The 24,250-nt window shown below is 67.6% G+C and carries 23 protein-coding genes; 11 read left to right on the forward strand and 12 right to left on the reverse strand.

All coding sequences use genetic code 11. The annotated features are described in order from the left end of the window. Nucleotides 1–42: 42 nt before the first annotated feature. Together HWX00_RS31215 and HWX00_RS31220 are read left to right on the forward strand one after the other, a co-directional pair. A complete protein-coding gene (locus HWX00_RS31215; protein WP_175027342.1) occupies nt 43–1,821 on the forward strand; it encodes a PglL family O-oligosaccharyltransferase in 1,779 nt (592 codons plus the stop codon). A gap of 450 nt (nt 1,822–2,271) precedes the next feature. Further along, nucleotides 2,272–2,622: a TonB family protein gene (locus tag HWX00_RS31220; protein WP_034189070.1), complete on the forward strand. Its 351-nt coding sequence runs from the start codon at nt 2,272–2,274 to the stop codon at nt 2,620–2,622. 181 nt (nt 2,623–2,803) lie between these two features. Here the strand turns inward: HWX00_RS31220 and HWX00_RS31225 are convergent, their stop codons facing one another. The 5 genes from HWX00_RS31225 to moaC form a co-directional block, all read right to left on the reverse strand. Continuing rightward, nucleotides 2,804–3,238, reverse strand: coding sequence for a hypothetical protein (locus tag HWX00_RS31225; protein ID WP_226194303.1), 435 nt, complete (start codon nt 3,236–3,238; stop codon nt 2,804–2,806). A gap of 295 nt (nt 3,239–3,533) precedes the next feature. Next, nucleotides 3,534–4,694 carry a WD40/YVTN/BNR-like repeat-containing protein gene (locus HWX00_RS31230; RefSeq protein ID WP_034189109.1) on the reverse strand — a complete coding sequence of 387 codons (1,161 nt, stop codon included), beginning with the start codon at nt 4,692–4,694 and terminating at the stop codon, nt 3,534–3,536. 76 nt (nt 4,695–4,770) lie between these two features. Further along, nucleotides 4,771–5,676, reverse strand: a complete 906-nt coding sequence (locus HWX00_RS31235; protein WP_034189071.1) for a hypothetical protein — start codon at nt 5,674–5,676, stop codon at nt 4,771–4,773. Next, on the reverse strand, nt 5,669–8,362 hold the full coding sequence (locus tag HWX00_RS31240; protein WP_034189072.1) for a type VI secretion system Vgr family protein: 2,694 nt from the start codon (nt 8,360–8,362) through the stop codon (nt 5,669–5,671). The genes HWX00_RS31235 and HWX00_RS31240 overlap by 8 nt, the downstream gene beginning before the upstream one ends. Nucleotides 8,363–8,475: 113 nt before the next feature. Further along, nucleotides 8,476–8,964: a cyclic pyranopterin monophosphate synthase MoaC gene (gene moaC / locus HWX00_RS31245; RefSeq protein WP_034189073.1), complete on the reverse strand. Its 489-nt coding sequence runs from the start codon at nt 8,962–8,964 to the stop codon at nt 8,476–8,478. A 178-nt stretch (nt 8,965–9,142) separates the two neighbouring features. Between moaC and HWX00_RS31250 the strand changes: the two genes are divergently transcribed. Beyond that, entirely contained in the window at nt 9,143–10,837 is a 1,695-nt protein-coding gene (locus HWX00_RS31250) for a M48 family metalloprotease (protein WP_175027343.1), read from the forward strand. A 57-nt stretch (nt 10,838–10,894) separates the two neighbouring features. On the opposite strand, the gene HWX00_RS31255 is transcribed toward HWX00_RS31250, so the two are convergent. The 6 genes from HWX00_RS31255 to HWX00_RS31280 all read right to left on the reverse strand — a co-directional run bounded on the left by HWX00_RS31255 (nt 10,895) and on the right by HWX00_RS31280 (nt 15,452). Beyond that, nucleotides 10,895–11,479 carry a DUF2946 family protein gene (locus HWX00_RS31255; protein ID WP_175027344.1) on the reverse strand — a complete coding sequence of 195 codons (585 nt, stop codon included), beginning with the start codon at nt 11,477–11,479 and terminating at the stop codon, nt 10,895–10,897. After that, nucleotides 11,472–12,509 (reverse strand): hydrolase, encoded by a 1,038-nt coding sequence (locus tag HWX00_RS31260; RefSeq protein WP_034189076.1) that lies wholly within the window; start codon nt 12,507–12,509, stop codon nt 11,472–11,474. The genes HWX00_RS31255 and HWX00_RS31260 overlap by 8 nt, the downstream gene beginning before the upstream one ends. 34 nt (nt 12,510–12,543) lie before the next feature. Next, entirely contained in the window at nt 12,544–12,990 is a 447-nt protein-coding gene (locus tag HWX00_RS31265) for a nuclear transport factor 2 family protein (protein WP_034178922.1), read from the reverse strand. A 115-nt stretch (nt 12,991–13,105) separates the two neighbouring features. Next, nucleotides 13,106–14,143: a lipopolysaccharide heptosyltransferase II gene (waaF, locus tag HWX00_RS31270; RefSeq protein ID WP_049029287.1), complete on the reverse strand. Its 1,038-nt coding sequence runs from the start codon at nt 14,141–14,143 to the stop codon at nt 13,106–13,108. Between the two features lie 140 nt (nt 14,144–14,283). Next, nucleotides 14,284–14,478: a zinc-finger domain-containing protein gene (locus HWX00_RS31275; RefSeq protein WP_006749970.1), complete on the reverse strand. Its 195-nt coding sequence runs from the start codon at nt 14,476–14,478 to the stop codon at nt 14,284–14,286. Nucleotides 14,479–14,528: 50 nt separating this feature from the next. Continuing rightward, nucleotides 14,529–15,452: a branched-chain amino acid transaminase gene (locus tag HWX00_RS31280; protein ID WP_034189078.1), complete on the reverse strand. Its 924-nt coding sequence runs from the start codon at nt 15,450–15,452 to the stop codon at nt 14,529–14,531. A gap of 194 nt (nt 15,453–15,646) precedes the next feature. Between HWX00_RS31280 and HWX00_RS31285 the strand changes: the two genes are divergently transcribed. The 3 genes from HWX00_RS31285 (at nt 15,647) to HWX00_RS31295 (ending at nt 18,198) form a co-directional block, all read left to right on the forward strand. Beyond that, nucleotides 15,647–16,402, forward strand: coding sequence for an AzlC family ABC transporter permease (locus HWX00_RS31285; protein ID WP_034189079.1), 756 nt, complete (start codon nt 15,647–15,649; stop codon nt 16,400–16,402). After that, nucleotides 16,399–16,722 carry an AzlD domain-containing protein gene (locus HWX00_RS31290; RefSeq protein WP_034189080.1) on the forward strand — a complete coding sequence of 108 codons (324 nt, stop codon included), beginning with the start codon at nt 16,399–16,401 and terminating at the stop codon, nt 16,720–16,722. Before HWX00_RS31285 ends, HWX00_RS31290 begins: the two co-directional genes overlap by 4 nt. A 279-nt stretch (nt 16,723–17,001) precedes the next feature. Further along, on the forward strand, nt 17,002–18,198 hold the full coding sequence (locus HWX00_RS31295; protein WP_034189081.1) for a phosphoglycerate kinase: 1,197 nt from the start codon (nt 17,002–17,004) through the stop codon (nt 18,196–18,198). A gap of 157 nt (nt 18,199–18,355) precedes the next feature. Here the strand turns inward: HWX00_RS31295 and HWX00_RS37215 are convergent, their stop codons facing one another. Further along, nucleotides 18,356–18,484 carry a hypothetical protein gene (locus HWX00_RS37215; protein WP_021164118.1) on the reverse strand — a complete coding sequence of 43 codons (129 nt, stop codon included), beginning with the start codon at nt 18,482–18,484 and terminating at the stop codon, nt 18,356–18,358. On the opposite strand from HWX00_RS37215, the gene pyk reads away from it, so the two are divergent. The 5 genes from pyk to HWX00_RS31320 all read left to right on the forward strand — a co-directional run bounded on the left by pyk (nt 18,483) and on the right by HWX00_RS31320 (nt 24,244). Further along, nucleotides 18,483–19,919: a pyruvate kinase gene (gene pyk, locus HWX00_RS31300; RefSeq protein WP_034189082.1), complete on the forward strand. Its 1,437-nt coding sequence runs from the start codon at nt 18,483–18,485 to the stop codon at nt 19,917–19,919. The genes HWX00_RS37215 and pyk overlap by 2 nt on opposite strands. A gap of 316 nt (nt 19,920–20,235) precedes the next feature. Next, nucleotides 20,236–21,300, forward strand: coding sequence for a class II fructose-bisphosphate aldolase (fba, locus tag HWX00_RS31305; RefSeq protein WP_175027345.1), 1,065 nt, complete (start codon nt 20,236–20,238; stop codon nt 21,298–21,300). Nucleotides 21,301–21,533: 233 nt separating this feature from the next. Continuing rightward, nucleotides 21,534–22,424: a phosphoribosylaminoimidazolesuccinocarboxamide synthase gene (locus HWX00_RS31310; RefSeq protein WP_034189084.1), complete on the forward strand. Its 891-nt coding sequence runs from the start codon at nt 21,534–21,536 to the stop codon at nt 22,422–22,424. 21 nt (nt 22,425–22,445) lie between these two features. Then, nucleotides 22,446–22,967, forward strand: a complete 522-nt coding sequence (purE, locus tag HWX00_RS31315; RefSeq protein ID WP_034189110.1) for a 5-(carboxyamino)imidazole ribonucleotide mutase — start codon at nt 22,446–22,448, stop codon at nt 22,965–22,967. Between the two features lie 80 nt (nt 22,968–23,047). Then, nucleotides 23,048–24,244: a 5-(carboxyamino)imidazole ribonucleotide synthase gene (locus tag HWX00_RS31320; RefSeq protein WP_034189085.1), complete on the forward strand. Its 1,197-nt coding sequence runs from the start codon at nt 23,048–23,050 to the stop codon at nt 24,242–24,244. Nucleotides 24,245–24,250 lie beyond the last annotated feature (6 nt).

Consider the following 24,250-nt stretch of genomic DNA (forward strand, 5'->3'; position numbering starts at 1 on the left):
AAGTTTTGTATAGTGCGCCGGTTGCTGACATCCGGTTCGCTCATGCCTTCTACTTTTTCCCGTTCGTTGTCGCTCGTTGCGCTGGCTGTCGCCCTGATCGTGCCGTACGCGATCACGAATCACACGTATCCGATCCCGACCTTCTATTCCGAGTTTTCCGCGCTGGTGCTGTATCTGCTGGTGGGGCTGTCCGTCGTGCTGCTCACGCGCACCGACCGGCCGGCCGAGCCGTTTGCCGCGCCGGCCGCGTTCGTCGTGCCGCTCGGGTTTGCCGCCGTGCTGATCGCGCAGACCGCGCTGATCCCGCTCAAGGTGCCGTCGATGAACTGGCTGGCGGTCGGCTACCTCGCGGCCGCGCTGGTCGCGATGCAGGCCGGGTATGCGCTCGCGCGCGACGGGATGGCCGAAGCGGTGTCGCGGATGATGGCCGGCGCGTTGATCGTCGGCGGCGTGTTCGCGGTCGGCACCCAGATCGTGCAGCTGTTTCACCTCGAATCGTCCGTTTCGCCGTTCGTCGTGATGTACAACATCGCGGTCGACCGCCGTCCGTACGGCAACATGGCGCAGGCGAACCACCTGGCCAGCTACATCGCGTTCGCGCTCGCGGGTGCGCTGTACCTCGTGCAGACGCGCCGGCTCGCGGTGTGGGCATGGCTCGCGCTGTCGCTGGTGCTGTCGGTCGGCCTCGCGCTGACGGTGTCGCGCGGGCCGTGGCTGCAGGTCGCGGTGATGGTCGTCGCGGGCTTCTGGATGGCGTGGCTCGAATCGCGCCGTGCGCCGGGCAATGCGCGAGCGTGGCTGATCCCGGTCGTGCTCGCGGTCGCGTTCATCGCGGTGAACGTCGCGGTGCGCTGGGCGAACGTGCACTATCACCTGAATCTCGCGGAATCGGCGGCCGACCGCATGCGCGACGCGGGGCAGATCGCGCCGCGCCTCGCGCTGTGGAAGTACGGGCTTGCGATGTTCCGCGAGCATCCGCTGCTCGGCGTCGGCTGGGGCGAATTCCCGTCGCATCAGTTCGCGCTCGTGCGCACGCTCGGCGGCGTGGAGATCGCGAACAACTCGCACGACATCTTCATCGACCTGCTCGCGAAGTCCGGCCTCGTTGGCCTCGGCATCCTCGTCGTCACGCTCGTGGCGTGGTTCGTGCGGGCGGTGCGCGCGCCGCAGTCGAGCATGCGCGTATTCGGCTTCGCGCTGATCGGCATCCTGCTGATGCACGCGCTGGTCGAGTATCCGCAACAGTACATGTTCTTCCTGCTGCCGGCGATGTTCGTGATCGGGCTGCTCGACGTGAAGCCGTTGCGTATCCTGCCGGGCCGCGCCGCGTTCGGGCTGTTCGCGGTGCTGTCGTTCGGCGGCGTGCTGGCGGCGGTACCCGTGCTGCGCGACTACCAGCGCGCGGAAGTGCTCTATTACGGCAGCGATCCGGCCGCGCAGTACCGCGAGGCGCCGTCGCGGCTGTTCGGCGCGTGGGGCGAGTACGGTGCGGCCACGCTGCTGCCGATTTCGGCGGATGACCTGCCGGCCAAGCTCGCGGCGCACGAGCGCGCGATCGCGCTGCTGCCCGGCGAGACGGTGCTGCGTCGCTACGCGGCGCTGCAGGCGCTGGCGGGCCGCGAAGCCGACGCGCTCGATACCGTCGCACGCCTGCACGTGTTCGCGAAGGAACTGAAGGACTGGCCGCAGCAACTGGCGCTGTTGTACAAGCTTTGCGACCAGCAGCCGGCGCTGAAGACGTTCAAGGCGGCCGTCGTCGCGAAGTACGGGGAAGTGCCGGCCGATGCGGCCGACGATTCGGACGACGACGATTCGGATTGAGGTGCGCCGCGCACGCCGGCGCGTGCCGCAGTGTGATGCAGCGGCGGCGGGCATCGGGCGGGGCGGCCCGGGGAAACGGGACGAACGGGGCGAAGCCCGCCGCATGTCGATTACGTCGCGAATCGTGTGGATTCCGGCTGCATGCGCGCCGATTCGCGTCAACCATTGTCAAATTGCCGCCGTTGACCGGGCGGCGCGTGCACAATGCGCGGAAGCGCTCGCGTGCCCGCGGCCGTCGGGGTTGGCCGGCGGGAAGACAGGCAGCATCCCGGTCATCCGGGAGCGCCGCCGGACAGGATCGCGGCCGAGCATCGTCGGCCGCGCGGCCGTAACGGGGCGCCGGTCCGCTGGCCGCGGCGCAGTGTGACGCACGTGATGCGGCCCGGGGCACGCTTGCGCGGGATGGCGCGTTCGTCCGGAACGGAACAATACCCAGAACGATATTCGACCATGGCTATTCGCTCGACCTACCTGATCCTGCCCGCCGTCGCAATGCTGTTGTCCGGTTGCGCGATGCTGTCGTCGTCGCAGGAGAGCAAGCTGACCTGTCACATCCCGCGCGCCGTCTATCCGGATACCGCGAAGCCGCTCACCCGCCCAGCGACCGTGCTCGTGCGCGCGCTGATGACGACGTCCGGCGAAGCGCAGAACGTCACCGTGACGACGAGCAGCCGCAACGCGGCGGCCGATCGCGCGGCCGTCGACGCGATGACGCACGCGACCTGCGTGCAGACGGGCGCGACCGCGAATCCGTTCCTGCTGACCCAACCGTTCGTGTTCGAGCCGTCACGCGGCCAGTGAAGCGCGGGCAGTGCACGTCGTGCGTCGGCGGCTGCACCGGTTGTGCGTGGCTATCGAAAGTCGATATACGCGGTAGGGGTGCCGAGCGCTCGCGGTTCGTGTGCGCAGCATCTCGGGCGAGCCGTAGCGGGCCGGCTCGCCGTATCGGCGCAGACCGGCCGGCAACGCCCCCAGCACGCGCTCAGAAGGTCCGCTTCTTCAGCGTGAATCCGTGCAGCCAGTACAGCGTATTGGTCTGTGCGTCGAAGTAGCCGCCCTGTGCGGACTTGTCGGTCGTTTTATTCCAAGTCTTGCCGGCGTCGGTGCTGCTGAACGTCAGGTCGATCGGTGCGCCGCCGCCGGTACCGCCGCTTCCGGAGTTCGGATCGGTTGCGTGGACGAGCAGGAGGCCGTTGCGACCGATGCTCATACTGGCGAGCGTGAGCTTCTCGTCGAACGTGCGCAGTTGCTGCACGACCTTGGGATGGTCGGTCGTCCACGTGGAAATGGCGCCCGTCCGGTGGCCATTGTCGTGCCCCTTGCCGTTTTGCGGCTCGTCGAGATGCGACAGCGCGTACACTGAATGACGTGATCCCTTCGGCGTGGTGCCGGGCGCTGTGATGACCTGGCCTGGCATCACGGTATCCGTCACGAATGCGTGCTGCCCCCAGTCGAGCCGGTCGACCGAGCTGTGAGCCGGTGCTTCGGCAGTCTGTGCGACAGGGCAGGCGATCCGCAGAGCACCGTCCGGGCCGAGGCTGATTGCATTGAAATTCTGACGCGTTCCGCTGCCGACGTGCGCGTCGGCCGGCGGATCGATCGCTTGCCACGTGTTTCCGCCGTCCGAAGCCCGCCATATGCGGGGCCCCAGCCGGCCGCGGAGCCGACGCCCGAATCGCGACGGGGGCCCCGCGGTAACCGCATCGGGACGGTCAGAACTGCCGCTTCTTGAGCGTATAGGCGACCAGCGAATACAGCGTGTTCGTTTGGGCGTTGAAATATCCTCCCTGAGTCGGTTTCTCCGTGCTCGAGCTCCAGGTCTTTCCCGCGTCGCTGCTGACGAACGTGAGATCGAGCGGTGTGCCGTTGCGGCTGGAGTCGGTTGCGTAGACGAGCAGCAATCCGTCCCGGCCGACGCTCAGGCTATCGAGCGTCAGCTTGTCGTCAAACGTATGCAACTGCTGAACCTGCTCGGGTGCACTGTTCGTCCAGGTGGAAATGGCACCGACGCGTTGTCCTTTGTCGGCGGGATTGCCGGAATTGAGCGGTTCACCGAGGCGCGACAGGGCGTAGAGCGCATAGCGATTCGACGCGACCGGTGACGAGGACAGGTTGACGATCACCTGTTCAGGCAAAACGGCATCCAGGGCGAACGCGGATTGCTCCCAACCGAGCCGATAGACGACGCTTCCGGCGAAAGCGTGCGCGGATTTCTCGACGTGGTATGCCACGCGCAAGGTACCGTCCGGGCCGAGGTCGATGCCGTCAAATGTGCGGCGAGGTTTGCCGGCCTCCGCGGCGCCCGGCGGCAGTTCGACTTCCCGCCACGATTGACCGCCGTCGGACGTGCGCCACACGTGCGGGCCCCAGCCGATCGCATAGCCGCGCTGCGGATCGAGAAACAACAGGCGACCGATGTTCCGGTCTTCTGGCCACGCGAGCTGCACCCAGTCGCGTCCGCCGTTGGATGACTTCCAGAGCTTGGTCACTTGCGGCGTCAGGCCGTCGGCAGGCTGAGGGGACTTGTAGTCCATCCAGCCGGTGCTGATGAATTCGACCGTCCAATCCTTCGCGTGCCACCAGGCGGCGTTCTGGCCTGCCTGGTTGAAATGGCGCGTCATGTCACCGTTTACCGGGCCCCGCCAGAATTCGACCGACGTCCGGTTCAGCGTTTCACGGCTGTCGTTCATCCAGGCTTCGGTCGGCTCGGCCTTTTCCTTGTCCTTCCATTCGGCGTATGGCTTGAAGGTGATTTCAGGATCGCTGATCTTCAGCGTGATCGCCTCGTTTCCCGATATCGCGAAGTCGCCCCCGCCATAGGGCTTGCTGTTCTTCATGAAAGTGTTGGAAACGACCTGCCAGTCATTCGACATATATGAGTACCCGACAATCAATACAATGAGCGCGACTGCCGCACCCAGCGACAGCTTCAGGAGTTTTCTCGTCATTTCATTTCGGCATCAGTTTTTCGATTGCCTGTGCAACAGGGTCGATGACATGTTCGTTGACCGCATCACCTGCTTTTTTCGCGTATTCCACGGTATTGTCGACGTATTGTTTGCCCACGCCGACACCACTGTCGAATGCTTGGTAGAGCGTTCTGACATCCCCCCATTCCTGAGTGTTGGGTTGCTTCAGGATATAGAACATATCGACAGGCCCGAGCCCGGCCAGACCACCGTCGAGATAGGCGAGAGGATGGGTCTTGAACGCGTATGTCTTGAACGTTTCGTCGTCCAGTTCGAGCGTGTACTGCGGCACGTTCATCACGCAGGCGCCGCTGTTCGGCTTCTTGCCCCTGATGGAAATGGTGTCGCCACGCATGTTCTGCTGCAAACCCTGTTCCAGATAGTGCTGCAGGAACCAGCGTGCGCTTGCCAGCCATGCCTTGCCTTTGTCGCTCAACTCTGGAAGCAGGTATTTACCGTAATTCGAGCAGTAGTAGTAACCATAGCTGACATAGTATCCCGGCGGCTTATGTCCGCACCCGATATGACGCATCATGAAATTACCGTGGCGTGACCAGTCGGAATCAGTGCTTGCGGCTTCTATCAGATTCTCCCGCCGATGCAGCAACTCACGGGCAACTTTCGTGTCTTTCCACGGATCCCATGACGTGGCGAATTTCTTGACGGTCGCCCAGATACTCGATTTGCTGACCTTTTCGACCGTTTCCCAGTACTCGCCATGCAGTGGCCGGTAGTAGTATGGACAGGTTCCGATAATGGAATCGGCCGCCGGCGTTACGTGCTTGTCGCAGATGTTGATCTGCACCTTCGGCCGATCCTGATATCCCGTCGGGGTTAGCATCCCCGCACCGGTGCCGAGCACCTTCTCCTGTTGTCCGTCAGCCATTCGATTTCCCTAGAAACTTGACGACGACGTCATGCGGCACGTGGCTCTGCGTGAGCCCGGTTTCGCCTGCCGCGTTGGTGACGCCTTCCGAGAGCAGCTTGCCGTTCGAGAACATCTGGTACCGCGTGTTCGCGACCGGAATGTCGGTGCCGGCCCAGTGCGCGATGAAGGCCTGGTCGTAGTTGCCGGACGAGTTCGGCAGCGTCGGCATCGTTTGCGACAGGTGCGTGGAGCCGCTGAACGCATGCTGCGCGCCCTTGATGTCGATCGTGCCGGGCGCGTGCACCTCGATGTTGCCGTCCGCGATGCGGATGTAGGCGCCGCCGGACGTCAGTAGGATCTCCTTTGCCGCGGCGCCTTCGATCGATTGCGTGACGGCGATCAACTTCAGCGCCTTCTGCGCGGTCAGCTCGATGTTGTCTGCCTGCGCCTGCACTTCGACCTTGCCCTTGCCGGCGAACAGCTTGATCCCCGCGTTCTGCGCGAACAGACTGATACGGTCGAGGACACTCGCGATCAGCGATTTCCCGGCGGCGACGTGCGTGCTTTGCCCGCTGACGAGGTTGATGTGCTGGTCCGCGGCAAGTTGCGCGGACTGCTGCGTGGACATCCCGATGCCGGCTGGGCTGCCGAACAGCATCACGGGCTCCTTGAACGCATTGGCGCTGCCGGTCCCGCCGCCGGCGGTTCGGCCGCCCGACGTGCCGCCGCTCACGCTGTTCTGCGTCGCGTCGGTGAACTGCTTGAGCGCCGAGTGGCCGGGGTCGAGCGACTCGCCCTGATGCTGCGCGCTGACTTCCGACATGGCCTCCATCAGGCCTTCCGCCCTGACGAGCTGCTGCTGCGTCTCCTGGACGTCGAGTGGCTGGCTCGCCGGCGGTTTCGGATACGTCGTGACGTACAGGCCGCGGTTCGCACGAACCGCACCAAATGCGTCCGAGCGCAGGTCGAAGCCGCTGCCGAGATAACTGCCGCGGTTGTTGCCCGTGTGGTCGATCAGGTAGCCGAGATGCAGATGCGCGTTGGTCTGGCTGCTGTACAGGTGCGCGCGGTTCTGCGAGGTCGCATCGTCGAGCACCAGCTGGTTGTAGCCGGCACCCGCGTATTCCTTCGACCGGTATCCGGACAAGATGCCGTTGCTGTGCCACTGCGGGCTCGTCGCGCCGTTGTACAGCTTGCCGACGACGATCGGGCGATCGCAGTCGCCGCCGAGGAAATCGACCAGCACTTCCTCGCCGGCGCGGTGCGGGTGGACGGCGCCGTAACCGTTGCCCGAGTCCGCCGTCGCGGCGCGCAGCCAGCACGACGCTCGCTCGTCGCCGTCGTTTAGGCGGTCCCAGTGGAAGCGGACCTTGACCCGGTTGAGCTCGTCGGTGTGGACTTCCTCGCCTTGCGGCGCGACGACGATCGCCGATTGCAGCTGCATCGGCGGTTTCGCATGCTCGAGCGGGCTGCGGAACGGGATGGTCGTGCGCTGTACTTCGACGCTGACCTGGAAAAAGCCCTCGCTGCCGTCGGAATGGCGAACGCGCGATGCGTCGCCGGCGCGTGCCTGCGTGATGCCGTCGACTTCGGCCCGCAAGCTATGCGGGAATGTGGCATGGGCGCTTCCGTCCGCGACAGGCAGGTTGTTGACGATGACCCACGCCGTCTCGATTACGGCGAATTCGCGTTGGCCGGCGTCGTCCTTGTCGTGTTCGGGGTGTTCGGTGAACTCGAACGTACGTCCCGCGTCCATGCGCCGCACGCCGCCGACACCGTGAAAGCGCTTGGCGTGCGATTCCTGCTCTTCCATCCAGATCTTCGACAGATGGTCGCCGCGTGACTGCTCGGGATACGTGTAGGCACCCGTATATTCGTAGACTTCGAGCTGCGGCGGCAAATCTCCCTGGTTGGCGATCGTCGGCGTATGGGTGGCTTTCGGATTCGACGCGGTGGGCGGCTGCTTGTAGTCGAACGTGCGCGTGGTGCGCGCGACGCTTCGCAGCGTGCGCGTACCGGTGAACTGGACGAGCGTGTCGGCTTCGTCGCCCATGCCCGCGTGATGAAAGCGCACGGTTCGCGGCGACAGCGCGGGCAACGCGTCGATGCGATCGACGATGACGAGCCGGTGCGACTTGCCGTCCTTGTCCTGTTCCCAGAAACCGTACAGGCCTTCCGATTCCATCAGGCGATGCACGAAATTCCAGTCGTCCTCGTGTTGCATGCAGAACGAGCGAGACGGCAGCGGCTGGTAGAGCTTGAACGTGAAGCGGCCTTTGGCCTGCGGGTGCTGGTTCAGCACGTCGGCGATGATGTCGTCCGCCGAGCGGTTCTGCCAGATGCGCTGGTCGCGGCGGAACTTCAGGAAGTGGAGGAACGACGCAAAGGCGATCTGATAGTGCGTGACGCCGCTGTCCGAGCCGAGTCGGCGCGCCGCATGCACGTAGCCGTTGTGCGGCGCGTACGACCGATCGGTCTGCTGGATCCACAGCGTCACCGGCTGCGCGATCAGTTTCTTGAGTTCGAGGTTATCGGATACCGACACGGTATCGACGGTGAACTCGAAATGGCGTCCGAGCCGTGATCGCCCCGTGACGCGATGCGGCAGCAGGACGTCGGGGCCGAGCGGAGTATCCAATTTGACCAGGCGCTCATGCTGGACCGGTCCGGCCAACAAGGCGCTTCTTAACGCTTGCGAATTCATCACCAGTGCTCGCTTTTGTTGTGCTGGTTCGCACGCTCTCTCGTGCGGAATCCGGTAATTGTATGAGATAAACGGTTTTATCTCGCAATAACGGGCAGGCGGCGCCCGGGCGCTCACTCCGCCGCGTCTCCCGCCTTCCAGTCCCCCGACTTCCCGCCGCGCTTCTCGCGCACGCTCACCTCCGTGATCACCATCCCGCGATCCACCGCCTTGCACATGTCGTAGACGGTCAGCAGCCCGACCTGCACGGCGGTCAGCGCTTCCATCTCGACCCCGGTGCGGCCGAACGTCTCGACCTGCACGACGCAGTGGACGCCCGGCAGCGCGTCGTCGAGTTCGAAGTCGACGGCCACGCGCGTCAGCGCGAGCGGGTGGCACAGCGGGATGAGGTCGGCCGTGCGCTTGGCGCCCTGGATCGCCGCGATGCGTGCGACGCCGAGTACGTCGCCTTTCTTGGCCTTGCCGTCGCGGATCAGCGCGAACGTGGCCGGCAGCATCCGGATCGTGCCGCGCGCGATCGCGATGCGCCGGGTTTCCTGCTTGTCGCCGACATCGACCATGTGCGCATGGCCGGCGGCGTCGAAATGGGTGAGTCCTGACATGTCATGCTCCGTCTCAACGGGCGCTTATCATAGCAGCGGCGTTCGCGTCCTCGGGGGCGCAGATGGCGCATGCGCGGCACGGGACAGTGGCCGCCGCGCCGGTACAATGACCCGAATATTCAGACCAGACGCCGCGATGCGCGCCGGGCGCGCGGGACGGCGTCGTTTTCATCCTGCCATGCGTGTCAAACAGTTGCTTGCCGTGTCGCTGTCGGCCGCGCTCGCGCTGCCGCCGGGCGGCCATGCGCAGAGCACGCCCGCGCCCCCGCTCGAGCCGGCGACGGGCGGCTCCCCGGCGATTTCCACCGTGCCGTCCGGCATCGCGACCGGCGTGTTCGGCACGTACGGCGGCGCGGAGAGCCGGTTCTCGGGCGCCGGCGGCGCGTCGGCGCCGGCCGCGAGCCTGCGCGCGCCGCTTCGTGCGCTGGAGCTGCCCGACCTCGGCGACGGTTCCGGCGGTTCGCTGACGCCGCAGGCCGAGCGCCGGCTCGGCGAGCGCGTGATGCGCGAAGTGCGGCGCGATCCCGACTATCTCGACGACTGGCTCGTGCGCGACTACCTGAACGCGATGGCGGCACGGCTCGCGGCGGCCGCCGCCGCGCGCTTCATCGGCGGCTACACGCCGGATTTCGACCTGTTCCCGGTGCGCGATCCGCAGATCAACGCGTTCTCGATGCCGGGCGGCTTCATCGGAATCAACAGCGGGCTCGTGGTCACGACGCAGACGGAGTCGGAGCTCGCGTCGGTGGTCGGCCACGAGATGGGTCACGTACTGCAGCGGCACATCGCGCGGATGATCGGCGCGAGCGAGAAGAGCGGCTACACGGCGCTCGCGACGATGCTGCTCGGCGTGCTGGCCGGCGTGCTCGCGCGCAGCGGCGATCTCGGCAGCGCGATCGCGATGGGCGGGCAGGCGTACGCGGTCGACAACCAGCTGCGCTTCTCGCGTTCGGCCGAGCGCGAGGCCGATCGCGTCGGTTTCCAGCTGCTCGCGGGCGCGGGTTATGACCCGTACGGGATGCCGGGCTTCTTCGAACGGCTCGACCGCGCGTCGACGGGCGACGCGGGCGTGCCGGCCTACGCGCGTACGCACCCGCTGACCGGCGAGCGGATCGCGGACATGGAGGATCGCGCGCGCCGCGCGCCGTACCGGCAACCGCGCCAGTCGGCCGAATACGGGTTCGTGCGCGCGCGGCTGCGCATCCTGCAGAACCGCGCGCCGACCGACATCTCGGCCGAGGCTCGCCGGATGCAGCTCGAGATCGACGACCGGACGGCGCCGAACGTCGCGGCGAACTGGTACGGCATCGCGCTCGCGGACCTGTTGCTCGGCGAATACGACGCGGCCGGCAACGCACTCGCGTCGGCGCGCGCGGCGTTCGATGCACGCGAGCGGCGCGAGAACGATCCGGACACGAGTTCGCCGAGCCTCGACGTGCTGGCCGCCGAGATCGCGCGCCGCGCGAGCCGGACCGACGACGCGGTGCGGCTCGCGGCGCTCGCGCAGCGGCGCTGGCCGGCGTCGCACGCGGCGATCGTCGCGCATCTGCAGGCGCTGATCGCCGCGCGCCGTTTTGCCGACGCGCAGACGCTCGCGCGGGCGCAGGCGAAGGCCGATCCCGAGCAGCCCGACTGGTGGGACTATCTCGCGAAGGCGAGCGACGGCAAGGGGGACGTGCTCGCGCGGCGCCGCGCGCTCGCGGAGAAACTGGCGCTCGACGGCGCGTGGCCGTCGGCGATCCGGCAGTTGAAGGAAGCGCGCGACGCGAAGGACGTGTCGTTCTACGAGCAGTCGATCATCGGCGCGCGGTTGCTGGAGTTCGAGGCGCGCTACAAGGAAGAGCGCGAGGACGAGAAGAACGGCCACGGATAGCGGCCGTCGCGCGGCTTGTGCGGCTTGTGCGGCTTGCGTGGGCGAGACGGCGGTGCGTCAGTTGCCGCTGCCGGCCGCCTGTCCTGCGTGATGCGCGGGGCTCGCGACATAGCCGAACCGGGCGGGCACGTCCGCGCAGGCGATGCTGCCGAGCGGCAGCGTGCGGTCGTCGCGCCAGCGCAGCACGGGCGGCTCCGCATCGAAATCCGCGTGATCGGCGAACAGCCCGAGGTCGTGATCGTGCAGCGCCGCGATGCGCCGCGTGCCGCCGTCGCGAAACAGCACGCCGCCCGCATCGTCGAGCCACGCTTCGTCCGGCTCGAACGGCGCGCCCGTCTGGTCGGCGAGCACGAGTCGTCCGTCGCGCTCGGCGAGCCGGACGACCCACGGCGTATAGGCGAGCTCGACGTAGACGCGCTGCGGGCCGTTCTGGAAGAACCACTGGCCCTGCGCGTCGCATTCGTAGTTGCGGCCGATGAACGCGTTCAGCGCCGCATGCCGGATCGGCGAGCCGAGCTCGCCGGCCGCCTGGGCCGCGTCGTCGCGCAGCCGCCATTCGCCGCGCCGGTCGAGCAGCAGCCAGCCGGTACAGTGCGGCACGTTGGGCCATTTGGCGAGCGCCTGCCGGACGATGTCATCCATGGTCGACGAATTTCGCGCAATAGCCGAACACCCGCGCCGACAGCCAGTCGAGGCGGCCGGGGAACGGCCCGGTCATGAAGCCCGCGTGCCCGCCGTCCGCCGGCTGGTCGAGCTCGACGGCCGGCGACACGTCGGCCGGGCCGGGCAGCGCCGATTCCGGCAGGAACGGGTCGTTGCGGGCGTTGAGGATCAGCGTCGGCACGTCGATCGCGGGGAGCAGCGGCCGTGTGGTCGCCTTCGTCCAGTAATCGTCGGCGTCCGCGAAGCCGTGCAGCGGCGCGGTCACGACCTCGTCGAAGTCGCGCATCGTCACGGCCTGCAGCATCGCTTCGCGGTCGAACAGCCCCGGGTACTGGTCGAGCTTCGCCAGCGCCTTGCGCTTGAGCGTCTTCAGGAAGCTGCGCGTGTAGACCATCGCGAACCCCTGCGACAGCGCGCGGCCGCCGGCGTGCACGTCGATCGGCGTCGAGATCGCGGCGGCGGCGCGCAGGATCGACGTGTCGCTGCGATGCTCGCCGAGCCAGCGCAGCAGCACGTTGCCGCCGAGCGACACGCCGGCGGCGACCAGCGGCCCGCGATGCTGCGCGGCGAGCCGGCGCAGGATCCAGTCGACTTCGGCGCTGTCCGCGAGATGGTAGAAGCGCGGCTGGCGGTTGAGCTCGCCGCTGCAGCTGCGGAAGTGCGGCACGACGGCGTGCCAGCCCTTCGCGCGCGCGGCGGCCATCATCGCGAGCGCGTAGTGCGAGCCGGAACTGCCTTCGAGGCCGTGGAACAGTACGAACAGCGGCGCGTCGGGCGCGGGCGCCGCGCTGTCGAGATGGGCGACCCAGTCGAGATCGATGAAGTCGTGGTCGGGGGTTTCCCATCGCTCTCGTCGGTAGGCGACGACCGGACGCCGCGCGAACAGCGCGGGCACGATGGTTTGCGCATGGCTGTTCGGCAGCCAGCGCGGTGCGCGATAGCGCAGTGTGTCGTTGTCCGGAGCCGGAGCCCCGGTCAGCGGCGAGGTGGGCGGAGAAGCCGTACTCATGATCGCCCCGCGTATGCGTTGCTTCGTCTTTTCGTCAGTGCAGCGGACCCTGACCGTGACGGATCTTGGCGGCGAACTGCCCGGCCGCCTGTTCGGGAATCGGGCTCGCGTGGATGTGCGCGATGCGCCATTCGCCGCGTTCGTGAATCATCACGTACGTCGCGAAAACCATGTCGGGTTCGGCCGTCAGGTCGGCCTGCTGATGCGCTTCGGCGATCGTATAGACGACCGTGCCGAGGCTGTCGTACACGCGGATGTCGAGCGGCTCGATCGTCACGGGGCGCGTGGCGAGCCGGTTCGCGAGCCCGCTGCGGATCTGGTCGAGGCCGTGCAGATGCTCGCCGTCCGCCCATACGCAGCTGGCGAAATCCTCGTCGATCCACAACGCCAGCAGCGCGTCGAGATTGGCATCGGCGACGGCCTGGTAGTAGGCGTTGAGCGTATCGGCAGCGGCTTCGAAAAGGCGGGCAAAACGTGGCATCGGGGTTATCTCTCGCGCGCGTCGCGCGCCGTATTCAGCACGGCGGCCCGGATGGAGCCGCCGTACACCGGTGAATCGGATTGCCCGGCGCGCCGTGCGACGCTGCCGGTCAGGGTCAGCGCTGCCCGACGAGCATGCCGCGCAAATCGCCGAATACCTGCTCGGGACCGAGTTCGCGCAGGCACTTCAGGTGGCCGAGCGGGCACTCGCGTTCGAAGCAGGGACTGCATTCGAGATGCAGCCATTGTACCTTCGCCAGGTCCGACAGCGGAGGGGTGTGGCGCGGATCGGTCGATCCGTACAGCGCGACGAGCGGCCGGCGCAGCGCGGCCGCGACGTGCATCAGCCCCGAATCGTTGGTGACGACCGCGTTCGCGCGCGCGATCAGCGCGCACGCCTCCGACAGCGACGTCTGCCCGCACAGGTTGCGCACGTTCGGCGCGTGGTCGGCGATCGCCTGCGCGGCGGCCGCGTCCTTCTGCGAGCCGAGCGCGACGATCTGCGTGTACGGGAACGACTGGTGGACGATCGTCGCGAGCGTCGCGAAGTGCTCGGGCGGCCAGCGCTTGGCCGGGCCGTATTCGGCGCCCGGGCAGAACACGACGAGCGGCTTGCGCGTATCGAGATTGAAACGCGCGGACACGCGCGCCGTCTCGTTCAGGTCCGCGTCGAGGCGCGGCGCGGGCAGCGTCTTCATCGACTCGGGCAGCTTCGCGCCCGGCGCGTACGCGAGCGCCGCGTAGTGGGTCGTCATCGGCGGGCGTTCGCCCGACTTGGCCGGATTCGCGTGCCGCACGTTCAGCAGCCCGTAGCGGTGCTCGCCCGTGTAGCCGATCCGCAGCGGAATGTTCGCGAGCCACGGGATCACCGCGGATTTCAGCGAATTCGGCAGCACGTACGCCGCGTCGTAGCCGACGTCGCGCAGGTCGCTCGCGAGCTGCCAGCGGCGCAGCAGCTGCAGCTTGCCGTGGGCGAGATCGGTCGCGTAGACATCGTGGATCTCGGGCATCCGCTCGAGCACGGGCGCGACCCATGAGGGTGCGACCGCATCGATCGCGATGCGGGGATGGAGTTTCTTCAGCAGCGCAAAAAGCGGCTGCGCCATCAATGCGTCACCGATCCAGTTCGGTGCGATAACCAGCGCTCGACGCATCAGGTGGACTTCCGATGTCGTAATGAAGCACGGCGCGCGTCGCGTCGCGTTCGGGTTGCCAGAATGGGGAAGGGCGGCGCGCCGGCTGTCCGGCTGCGCCGCCTTGCGGTCGGCGGGCCCGCGGGCCCGGCCGGCCGGGCTCAGTGGCCCTTGACGACTTCGCCGTCGCGCAGCTTGTAGCGCGTGCCGCAGTACGGGCAGCGCGCCTCGCCGTGCGACACGTCGATGAAGACGCGCGGGTGCGCGCTCCAGCGTGCCATCGCCGGGTTCGGGCAGTAGGCGGGAAGATCCTTGGCCGTCAGCTCGACCAGCGGCATTTCCTTGATTTCACTCATGAGACTTTCTCTTATCACTCTTGTGTGGGGCGGTCGGTGGCGCGGCGCGCTCAGACCTTCGTCAGCCAGTGCGCGTACTTCGCGTTCTTGCCCGACACGATATCGAAAAACGCCGACTGGAGCTTTTCCGTGACGGGGCCGCGCGCGCCGCTGCCGATCGTGCGGTTGTCGAGTTCGCGGATCGGCGTGACTTCGGCGGCCGTGCCGGTGAAGAACGCTTCGTCGGCCGTGTAGACCTCGTCGCGCGTGATGCGCTTCTCGATGACCTCGATGCCGGCGTCGCGCGCGAGCGTGATGATCGTGTCGCGCGTGATGCCGTCGAGGCACGACGCCAGGTCGGGCGTGTACAGCTTGCCGTTGTTCACGAGGAAGAAGTTCTCGCCCGAGCCTTCCGACACGTAGCCGTCGACGTCGAGCAGCAGCGCTTCGTCGTAGCCGTCGGCCGTCGCTTCCTGGTTCGCCAGGATCGAGTTCACGTACCAGCCCGACGCCTTCGCGCGGACCATCGACACGTTCACGTGGTGGCGCGTGAACGACGACGTCTTCACGCGGATGCCCTTCGCGAGGCCGTCCTCGCCGAGGTACGCGCCCCACGGCCACGCGGCGATCGCGACGTGGATCGTGTTGCCCTTCGCGGCCACGCCGAGCTTTTCCGAGCCGACCCAGATGATCGGGCGCAGGTAGCACGACTCGAGCTTGTTCTCGCGCACGACCGCGAGCTGCGCGGCTTCGAGCGTTTCCCGGTCGAACGGCACGTCCATCTGGAAGATCTTCGCCGAATTCAGCAGACGTTTCGTGTGCTCGGGCAGGCGGAAGATCGCGGTGCTGCCGTCGGCCGTCTTGTACGCGCGCACGCCCTCGAAGACACCCATGCCGTAGTGCAGCGTATGGGTCAGGACGTGGATCTTGGCGTCGCGCCAGTCGATCAGCTTGCCGTCCATCCAGATCTTGCCGTCGCGGTCGGCCATTGACATAGATTTCTCCTGGGATGCGGTTGTATGCAGCGTTGAGCCGGAAAGACGCATATTTTAGCGTCATTTGAAGGCGATCCGGTCGGTCGGCGCGGGGCCGGCGCTATAATCGGCCGGTACCGATTCCAATAATGACGGGACGCATCGGCAGGAGGCGCCGGCGTCCCGACGAACCGCCCGCTGCGGCCCGTTTTCCCATGCTCGCTCGATTGTCCGCCACCGACCGCTTCGCGCTGATCCAGGGCGCGCGCGACTATTCCCCGACACTGATGGCGATCCTGTCCTGGGGCCTCGTCACCGGCATCGCGATGAGCAAGTCGGTCATGACGCTCGGGCAGGCGAGCGCGATGTCGCTGCTGGTCTACGCGGGCTCGTCGCAGCTCGCGGTGCTGCCGCTCCTCGCGGCGAAGCTGCCGATCTGGACCGTGCTGCTCACGGCCGCGATGGTCAACACGCGCTTCGTGATCTTCAGCGCCGGGCTGGCGCCCCATTTTTCCTACCTGCCGCTGTGGCGGCGTCTCGCGATCGGCTATTTCAACGGCGACGTGATCTACCTGCTGTTCCAGAAACAGGGCTTCGCCTACGGCCACGTGCCGGGCAAGGAAGCGTATTTCTGGGGGATGGCGCTCGCGAGCTGGGTGTCGTGGCAGGTGTCGTCGCTCGCCGGCATCCTGCTCGCGAGCTTCTTTCCCGCGAGCTGGGGGCTGGAGCTGGCCGGCACGCTCGCGCTGATCCCGATCATGGTGTCGGCGGTCGCGAACCGCTCGACGCTCGCGGCCGTCGCGGTCGCGGGCATCGTGTCGCTGGTCGCGTTCGACCTGCCGTACCGGCTCGCGCTGCCGCTCGCGGTGCTCGCCGCGCTGGCGGCCGGCTGCACGGCCGACTTCTTCGTCGAACGGGCCGACTGGCGGCGCATCCGCACCGAAACCGTGCACGAGAAGGAGATCGAATGAGCGCGACGGAGATCTGGATCGTCATCATCGGGATGACGATCGTCACGGCGGTCACGCGCGCGCTGTTCCTGATCGGCGGCGAGCGCACCGTGCTGCCCGAACGCGCGCAGCGCGCGCTGCGCTACGCGCCGGCCGCCGCGCTCGTCGCCGTCGTGCTGCCCGACGTGCTCGAAACGCCGGCCGGGCTGTCGTTCGCGCTGTCCAACCATCCGTTCTACGCGGCGCTCGCCGGCCTCGGCTGGTTTTTGTGGCGCCGCAGCATGCTCGGCACGATCGTGGTCGGCATGGTCGTGTTCACCGTGCTGCGCCTGATCTTCTGATGAATCGTCGTTCCGGCCTGCCGGGCACGGGTCGCCCGCGGGCGGCCATTGCTGCGCCGCGGCAATGTGCCGGTTTGCGCGCGCGATCCCAAATAGGCGGAATTCGCCGCCCGCGGGTCAGTCTGCCGGGTGGATCGGCTAGAATGCCCGTTCGAGATTTTTTACCCGTGCGCGTCATGCGAACCGCCAGCCACGGCCGCATCCGGCGCCCTTTCGCGGCAGCCCGCGCACGTCCAGCGTGAACCCCCTTTCCCCATCCACTACTTCAATCTGTTCAACATGAGCCAAGTCAAGCGTCTTACCGACCTGATCGCCGCCGGCCAGCTCGCCGGCAAGCGGGTGTTCATCCGCGCCGACCTGAACGTCCCGCAGGACGACCAGGGCAACATCACCGAAGACACCCGCGTGCGCGCGTCCGTGCCGGCCATCCAGGCCGCGCTCGACGCCGGCGCGGCCGTGATGGTCACGTCGCACCTCGGCCGTCCGACCGAAGGCGAATTCAAGCCGGAAGACTCGCTCGCGCCGGTCGCGAAGCGCCTCGCCGAGCTGCTCGGCCGCGACGTGCCGCTGGTGTCGAACTGGGTCGAGAACGGCGTGAACGTCGCGCCGGGCCAGGTCGTGCTGCTCGAGAACTGCCGCGTCAACAAGGGCGAGAAGAAGAATTCGGACGAGCTCGCCCAGAAGATGGCGAAGCTCTGCGACGTGTACGTGAACGACGCGTTCGGCACCGCGCACCGCGCGGAAGCGACCACGCACGGGATCGCGAAGTACGCGCCGGTCGCGTGCGCGGGCCCGCTGCTGGCCGCCGAGCTCGACGCGCTCGGCAAGGCGCTCGGCAACCCGGCCCGCCCGCTGGTGGCGATCGTCGCCGGCTCGAAGGTATCGACCAAGCTCACCATCCTGAAGTCGCTGGCCGGCAAGGTCGACCAGCTGATCGTCGGCGGCGGCATCGCGAATACGTTCATGCTCGCGGCCGGCCTGTCGATCGGCAAGTCGCTCGCGGAAGCCGATCTCGTCGCCGAGGCGAAGGCGATCATCGACGAGGCGCGCGAGCGCGGCGCGTCGGTGCCGATCCCGACCGACGTCGTCACCGCGAAGGAATTCTCGCCGACGGCCGCGGCCACGGTGAAGCAGGTCGCCGACATCGAAGCGGACGACATGATCCTCGACATCGGCCCCGATACGGCCAAGGCGCTCGCGAGCCAGCTCGAGAAGGCCGGCACGATCGTGTGGAACGGCCCGGTCGGCGTGTTCGAGTTCGACCAGTTCGGCAACGGCACCAAGACGCTCGCCGAAGCGATCGCCAAATCGTCCGCGTTCTCGATCGCGGGCGGCGGCGACACGCTCGCGGCCATCGCGAAGTACGGCATCCACGACCAGGTCAGCTACATCTCGACGGGCGGCGGCGCCTTCCTCGAGTTCCTCGAGGGGAAGAAGCTGCCGGCGGTGGAAGTGCTCGAAACGCGGGCGGCCTGAGCGTGGCGGCGCGCGCAGGGGTGACGAAGGCCGCGCGCTCCGCGAAAGCGGAGCCGCCGGCCGGCGCGGGCAAGCGCAAACGCGCGCCCGCGCGGGCGAACACCGCCCCGCGCGCACCGGTGGCCGCCGGCGACGCGGCCGACCAGCACCACGAGATTCAGAACAAAGCGATGCCGGGCGCAAGCACCGGCACGCCCCCCGGAACGGCCGCCGCTGGGCCCGCCGCTTCCGGCTCTCGCAGCGTTTCACCCAGCGCATCCACCTTGATCCAGATGAGGAGTTTCATGCAGCGCGCCACCAAGATAGTCGCCACGATCGGCCCGGCTTCCAGTTCGCCGGAGATTCTGCTGCAGATGATGCAGGCGGGCCTCGACGTCGTGCGGCTCAATTTTTCGCACGGCACGGCCGACGATCACCGCCAGCGCGCCGAGATGGTGCGCGAGGCCGCCCGCAAGGTTGGCCGCGAGATCGCGATCATGGCCGACCTCCAGGGTCCGAAGATCCGCGTCGGCAAGTTCGAGAACGGCAAGACCACGCTCGTGCCGGGGCAGCCGTTCATCCTTGACGCCGCCTGCGAGCTCGGCAACGACGAGCGCGTCGGCCTCGACTACAAGGAACTGCCGCGCGACCTGCGTCCGGGCGACCTGCTGCTGCTGAACGACGGCCTGATCGTGCTGACCGTCGAGCGCGTGCTCGGCGACGAGATCCACACGATCGTCAAGGTGGGCGGAGAGCTGTCGAACAACAAGGGCATCAACCGCCAGGGCGGCGGCCTGTCGGCGCCGGCGCTGACCGCGAAGGACATGGAAGACATCCGCACGGCGATGTCGCTCGGCGCGGACCTCGTCGCGGTGTCGTTCCCGAAGAACGCGACCGACATGGAAATGGCGCGCCAGCTCGCGAACATCGCGGGCGCGCCGTACGGCATCAAGCCGAAGATGATCGCGAAGATCGAGCGCGCGGAAGCGATTCCGGCGCTGCAGAGCATCCTCGACGCGTCCGACGGCATCATGGTCGCGCGCGGCGACCTCGCGGTGGAAGTGGGCAACGCGGCCGTGCCGGCGCTGCAGAAGCGCATGATCCGGATGGCGCGCGAGTCGAACAAGCTCGTGATCACCGCGACGCAGATGATGGAATCGATGATCCACGCACCCGTGCCGACCCGCGCGGAAGTGTCGGACGTCGCGAACGCGGTGCTCGACGGCACCGACGCGGTGATGCTGTCGGCCGAGACGGCCGCCGGCAAGTACCCGGTCGTCACGATCGAGACGATGGCGGCCGTGTGCGTCGAAGCGGAAAAGTCGGAACATGTCGAGCTCGACAAGGATTTCCTCGACCGCACGTTCACGCGGATCGACCAGTCGATCGCGATGGGCGCGCTGTTCACCGCGTACCACCTCGGCGCGAAGGCGATCATCGCGCTGACCGAGTCGGGCGCGACCGCGCTGTGGATGTCGCGTCACTACACGCACGTGCCGATCTTCGCGCTGACGCCGCGCGTCGGCAGCGAGCGCACGATGGCGCTGTACCGCAACGTGACGCCGCTGCACGTCGACTTCAACAGCGACCGCGATTCGGCGCTGCAGGCGGCGCTCGAGATCGTCGTCAAGCAGGGCTACGTGCAGCACGGCGACATGGTCGTGCTGACGGTCGGCGAGCCGATGGGGCAGGCGGGCGGCACCAACACGCTGAAGATCGTGCGGGTCGGCGAACACTACTGAGCGCCCGCTGAGCATCGGGCCGGCCTGGCGGGCCGGCCGCCGGGATCGGCCGGAAGCTGGTCTGGCACCGTTTTTCACGCGAAAGCCGCGTGGGGTTCGAAGCCCCGCGCGGCTTTTTTTCTCTTTTTTGCCCGCATTGTGCCGTGCGAACGTAACAAATTGCGAGTGAGCGCCACCGGGCGGTCGGAATCGGAGGCGCTTCGCGATAAAATGCGGCTATTCGACGCTCAGCCGCGCCGCCTCGCCCCGGGTCGAACGGGGGCGGATGCCGCGCCGGCGTCAGGGCGCACCGGTTTTCATTCCAAGGAGTTCCACAATGCCTCTCGTATCAATGCGTCAATTGCTGGACCACGCGGCGGAGCACGGTTACGGCCTGCCGGCCTTCAACGTGAACAACCTGGAGCAGGTCCAGGCGATCATGGCGGCGGCGGACCAGGTCGGCGCGCCCGTGATCATGCAGGCATCGGCCGGCGCGCGTAAGTACGCGGGCGAGCCGTTCCTGCGCCACCTGATCGAAGCAGCCGTCGAGTCCTACCCGCACATCCCGGTCGTGATGCACCAGGATCACGGCCAGTCGCCGGCGGTCTGCATGGCCGCGATCCGCAGCGGCTTCACGAGCGTGATGATGGACGGTTCGCTCGAGGCCGACGGCAAGACGGTCGCGTCGTACGAGTGCAACGTCGACGTGTCGCGCAAGGTCGTCGAGATGGCGCACTCGATCGGCGTGACGGTCGAAGCGGAACTCGGCGTGCTCGGCTCGCTCGAGACGATGAAGGGCGACAAGGAAGACGGCCACGGCGCGGAAGGCACGATGACCCGCGAGCAGCTGCTGACCGATCCGGAGCAGGCCGCCGACTTCGTGAAGCTCACGCAGTGCGATGCGCTCGCGATCGCGATCGGCACGTCGCACGGCGCGTACAAGTTCTCGAAGAAGCCGACGGGCGACATCCTGTCGATCCAGCGCATCAAGGAAATCCACGCGCGCATCCCGAACACGCACCTCGTGATGCACGGTTCGTCGTCGGTGCCGCAGGAGCTGCTCGCCGAGATCCGCGAATTCGGCGGCGACATGAAGGAAACCTACGGCGTGCCGGTCGAGGAAATCCAGGAAGGCATCAAGCACGGCGTGCGCAAGATCAACATCGACACCGACCTGCGTCTCGCGATCACCGGCGCGATCCGCCGCTACCTGTTCGAGAACCCGGGCAAGTTCGATCCGCGCGACTACCTGAAGCCCGCGCGCGAAGCGGCGAAGCAGGTCTGCGTCGACCGCTACCTCGCGTTCGGCTGCGAAGGCCAGGCCGGCAAGATCAAGCCGGTGGCGCTCGACAAGATCGCCGAGCAGTACAAGTCCGGCGCGCTCGCGCAGGTCGTGCGCTGAGACTGTAGTACGATTGCCCCCGCCCGGTACTGCCGCCGGGCAAGGGCTGGCCGCCCGGTTGCCGGATTCGATCCGGCCCCGGTAGCCGCTCCGTCCGGCCGAACAAGGGCCGGCCGGCAACCGCCGGGCGCCGTCGCCCGCCGGTTCGCCGACGCATTGCAAGACCGCCGTTCCCGCCTGCCGCGGGGAACGGCGTTTCCCTTTTTGTTTGGCTCCTTATCTGCGAAAAGACGATGTCTACCCTTTACGAATCCACGCTCCGCTCGCTGCCGCTCCTCGGTCGCGGCAAGGTCCGCGACAACTACGCGGTCGGCAACGACAAGCTCCTGATCGTCACGACCGACCGCCTGTCGGCGTTCGACGTGGTGATGGGCGAGCCGATTCCGAACAAGGGCCGCGTGCTGAACCAGATGGCGAACTTCTGGTTCGACAAGCTCGCGCACATTGTGCCGAACCACCTGACGGGCGACGCGCCGGAAGCGGTCGTCGCGGCCGACGAGGTCGAGCAGGTGCAGGGCCGCGGCGTGGTCGTCAAGCGCCTCGAGCCGATCATGATCGAAGCGGTCGTGCGCGGCTACCTGGCCGGCAGCGGCTGGAAGGAATACCAGGCATCGGGCGCCGTGTGCGGCGTGCAGCTGCCGGCAGGCCTGCAGAACGCGCAGAAGCTGCCCGAGCCGATCTTCACGCCGGCCGCGAAGGCCGAGATGGGCGAGCACGACGAGAACATCACGTTCGAGGAAACCGAGCGCCGTATCGGCACCGAGCTGGCCGCGACGATCCGCGACATCTCGATCAAGCTGTACAAGGAAGCGGCCGACTACGCGGCGACGCGCGGCATCATCATCGCCGACACGAAGTTCGAATTCGGCCTCGACAACCACGGCAAGCTGTACCTGATGGACGAAGTGCTGACGGCCGATTCGTCGCGCTTCTGGCCGGCCGACCAGTACGAAGTCGGCACGAACCCGCCGTCGTTCGACAAGCAGTTCGTGCGCGACTGGCTCGAGGCGCAGCCGTGGGGCAAGACGGCGCCGGCGCCGGCGCTGCCGGCCGACGTCGTCGAGAAGACGGCCGCGAAGTACCAGGAAGCGCTCGAGCGCATCACGGGCCAGTCGCTCGTCTGAGAGAAGGAAGGAATGCACGACATGAGTGAAGTCCAGACTGCCCACACGCACGGCGCGCCGCTCGTCGGCGTGCTGATGGGTTCGAGTTCCGACTGGGACGTGATGAAGCACGCGGTCGCGATCCTGCAGGAATTCGGCGTACCGTACGAAGCGAAGGTCGTGTCCGCGCACCGGATGCCCGACGAGATGTTCGATTACGCGGAGAAGGCGCGCGAGCGCGGGCTGCGCGCGATCATCGCGGGCGCCGGCGGGGCCGCGCACCTGCCCGGCATGCTGGCCGCGAAGACCACGGTGCCGGTGCTCGGCGTGCCGGTCGCGAGCAAGTACCTGAAGGGCGTCGATTCGCTGCACTCGATCGTGCAGATGCCGAAGGGCGTGCCGGTCGCGACGTTCGCGATCGGCGAGGCCGGCGCCGCGAATGCCGCGCTGTTCGCGGTGTCGATCCTGTCCGGCAACTCGGTCGACTACGCGAACCGGCTCGCCGCGTTCCGCGTGCGCCAGAACGAAGCCGCGCACGCGATGGTGCTGCCGCCGCTCGAATGACGGCGCACCGGCGGCCGCGCGTCGCGGCTGCCTGACTTTCCCACTGCGGCGGGCAGCGCCCGCCGCGACCGACCACTGACATGACCGCAACTCCTGATTCCGTTTCCCCGATCCTGCCCGGCGCGTGGCTGGGCATGGTCGGCGGTGGCCAGCTCGGCCGCATGTTCTGCTTTGCCGCCCAGTCGATGGGCTATCGCGTCGCCGTGCTCGATCCCGATCCGACGAGCCCCGCCGGCACGGTCGCCGACCGCCACCTGCGCGCGGCGTACGACGACGAAGCCGCGCTCGCCGAACTGGCCGACCTGTGCGACGCCGTATCGACGGAGTTCGAGAACGTGCCGGCCGCGAGCCTCGATTTCCTCGCACGCACGACGTTCGTCGCGCCGGCCGGCCGCTGCGTCGCGGTCGCGCAGGACCGGATCGCGGAGAAGCGCTTCATCGAGGCGTCGGGCGTGCCGGTCGCGCCGCACGTCGTGATCGAATCGCCGGCGGCGCTCGCCGCGCTCGACGATGCCGCGCTCGGCGCGGTGCTGCCGGGCATCCTGAAGACGGCGCGCCTCGGCTACGACGGCAAGGGCCAGGTGCGTGTGAGCACCGCGCGGGAAGCGCGCGACGCCCATGCGGCGCTCGGCGGCGTGCCGTGCGTGCTCGAGAAGCGCCTGCCGCTGAAATACGAAGTGTCGGCGCTGATCGCGCGCGGCGCGGACGGCCGCTCGGCCGCGTTCCCGCTCGCCCAGAACGTGCACCACAACGGCATCCTCGCGCTGACGGTCGTGCCGGCGCCGGCCGCCGATGCCGCGCGCGTCGCGGAGGCGCAGCAGGCCGCCGTGCGGATCGCCGATACGCTCGGCTACGTCGGCGTGCTGTGCGTCGAATTCTTCGTGCTGGAAGACGGCTCGTTCGTCGCGAACGAAATGGCGCCGCGCCCGCACAACTCCGGCCACTACACGGTCGATGCGTGCGCAACGAGCCAGTTCGAGCAGCAGGTGCGCACGATGACGCGCATGCCGCTCGGTAATCCGCGCCAGCATTCGCCGGCCGCGATGCTGAACATCCTCGGCGACGTGTGGTTTCCGCACGGTGCGGCGGCCGATGCCGTCACGCCGCCGTGGGACACGGTCGCCGCGATGCCGGCCGCGCACCTGCACCTGTACGGCAAGGAAGAAGCGCGCGTCGGCCGCAAGATGGGCCACGTGAACTTCACGGCCGAGACGCGCGACGAGGCCGTTGCCGCGGCCACCGCGTGCGCGCAGCTGCTGCGCGTGCCGCTCGACTGAGGCGCC

Source organism: Burkholderia seminalis DSM 23518, from assembly GCF_902832885.1.
Classification (GTDB): domain Bacteria; phylum Pseudomonadota; class Gammaproteobacteria; order Burkholderiales; family Burkholderiaceae; genus Burkholderia; species Burkholderia seminalis.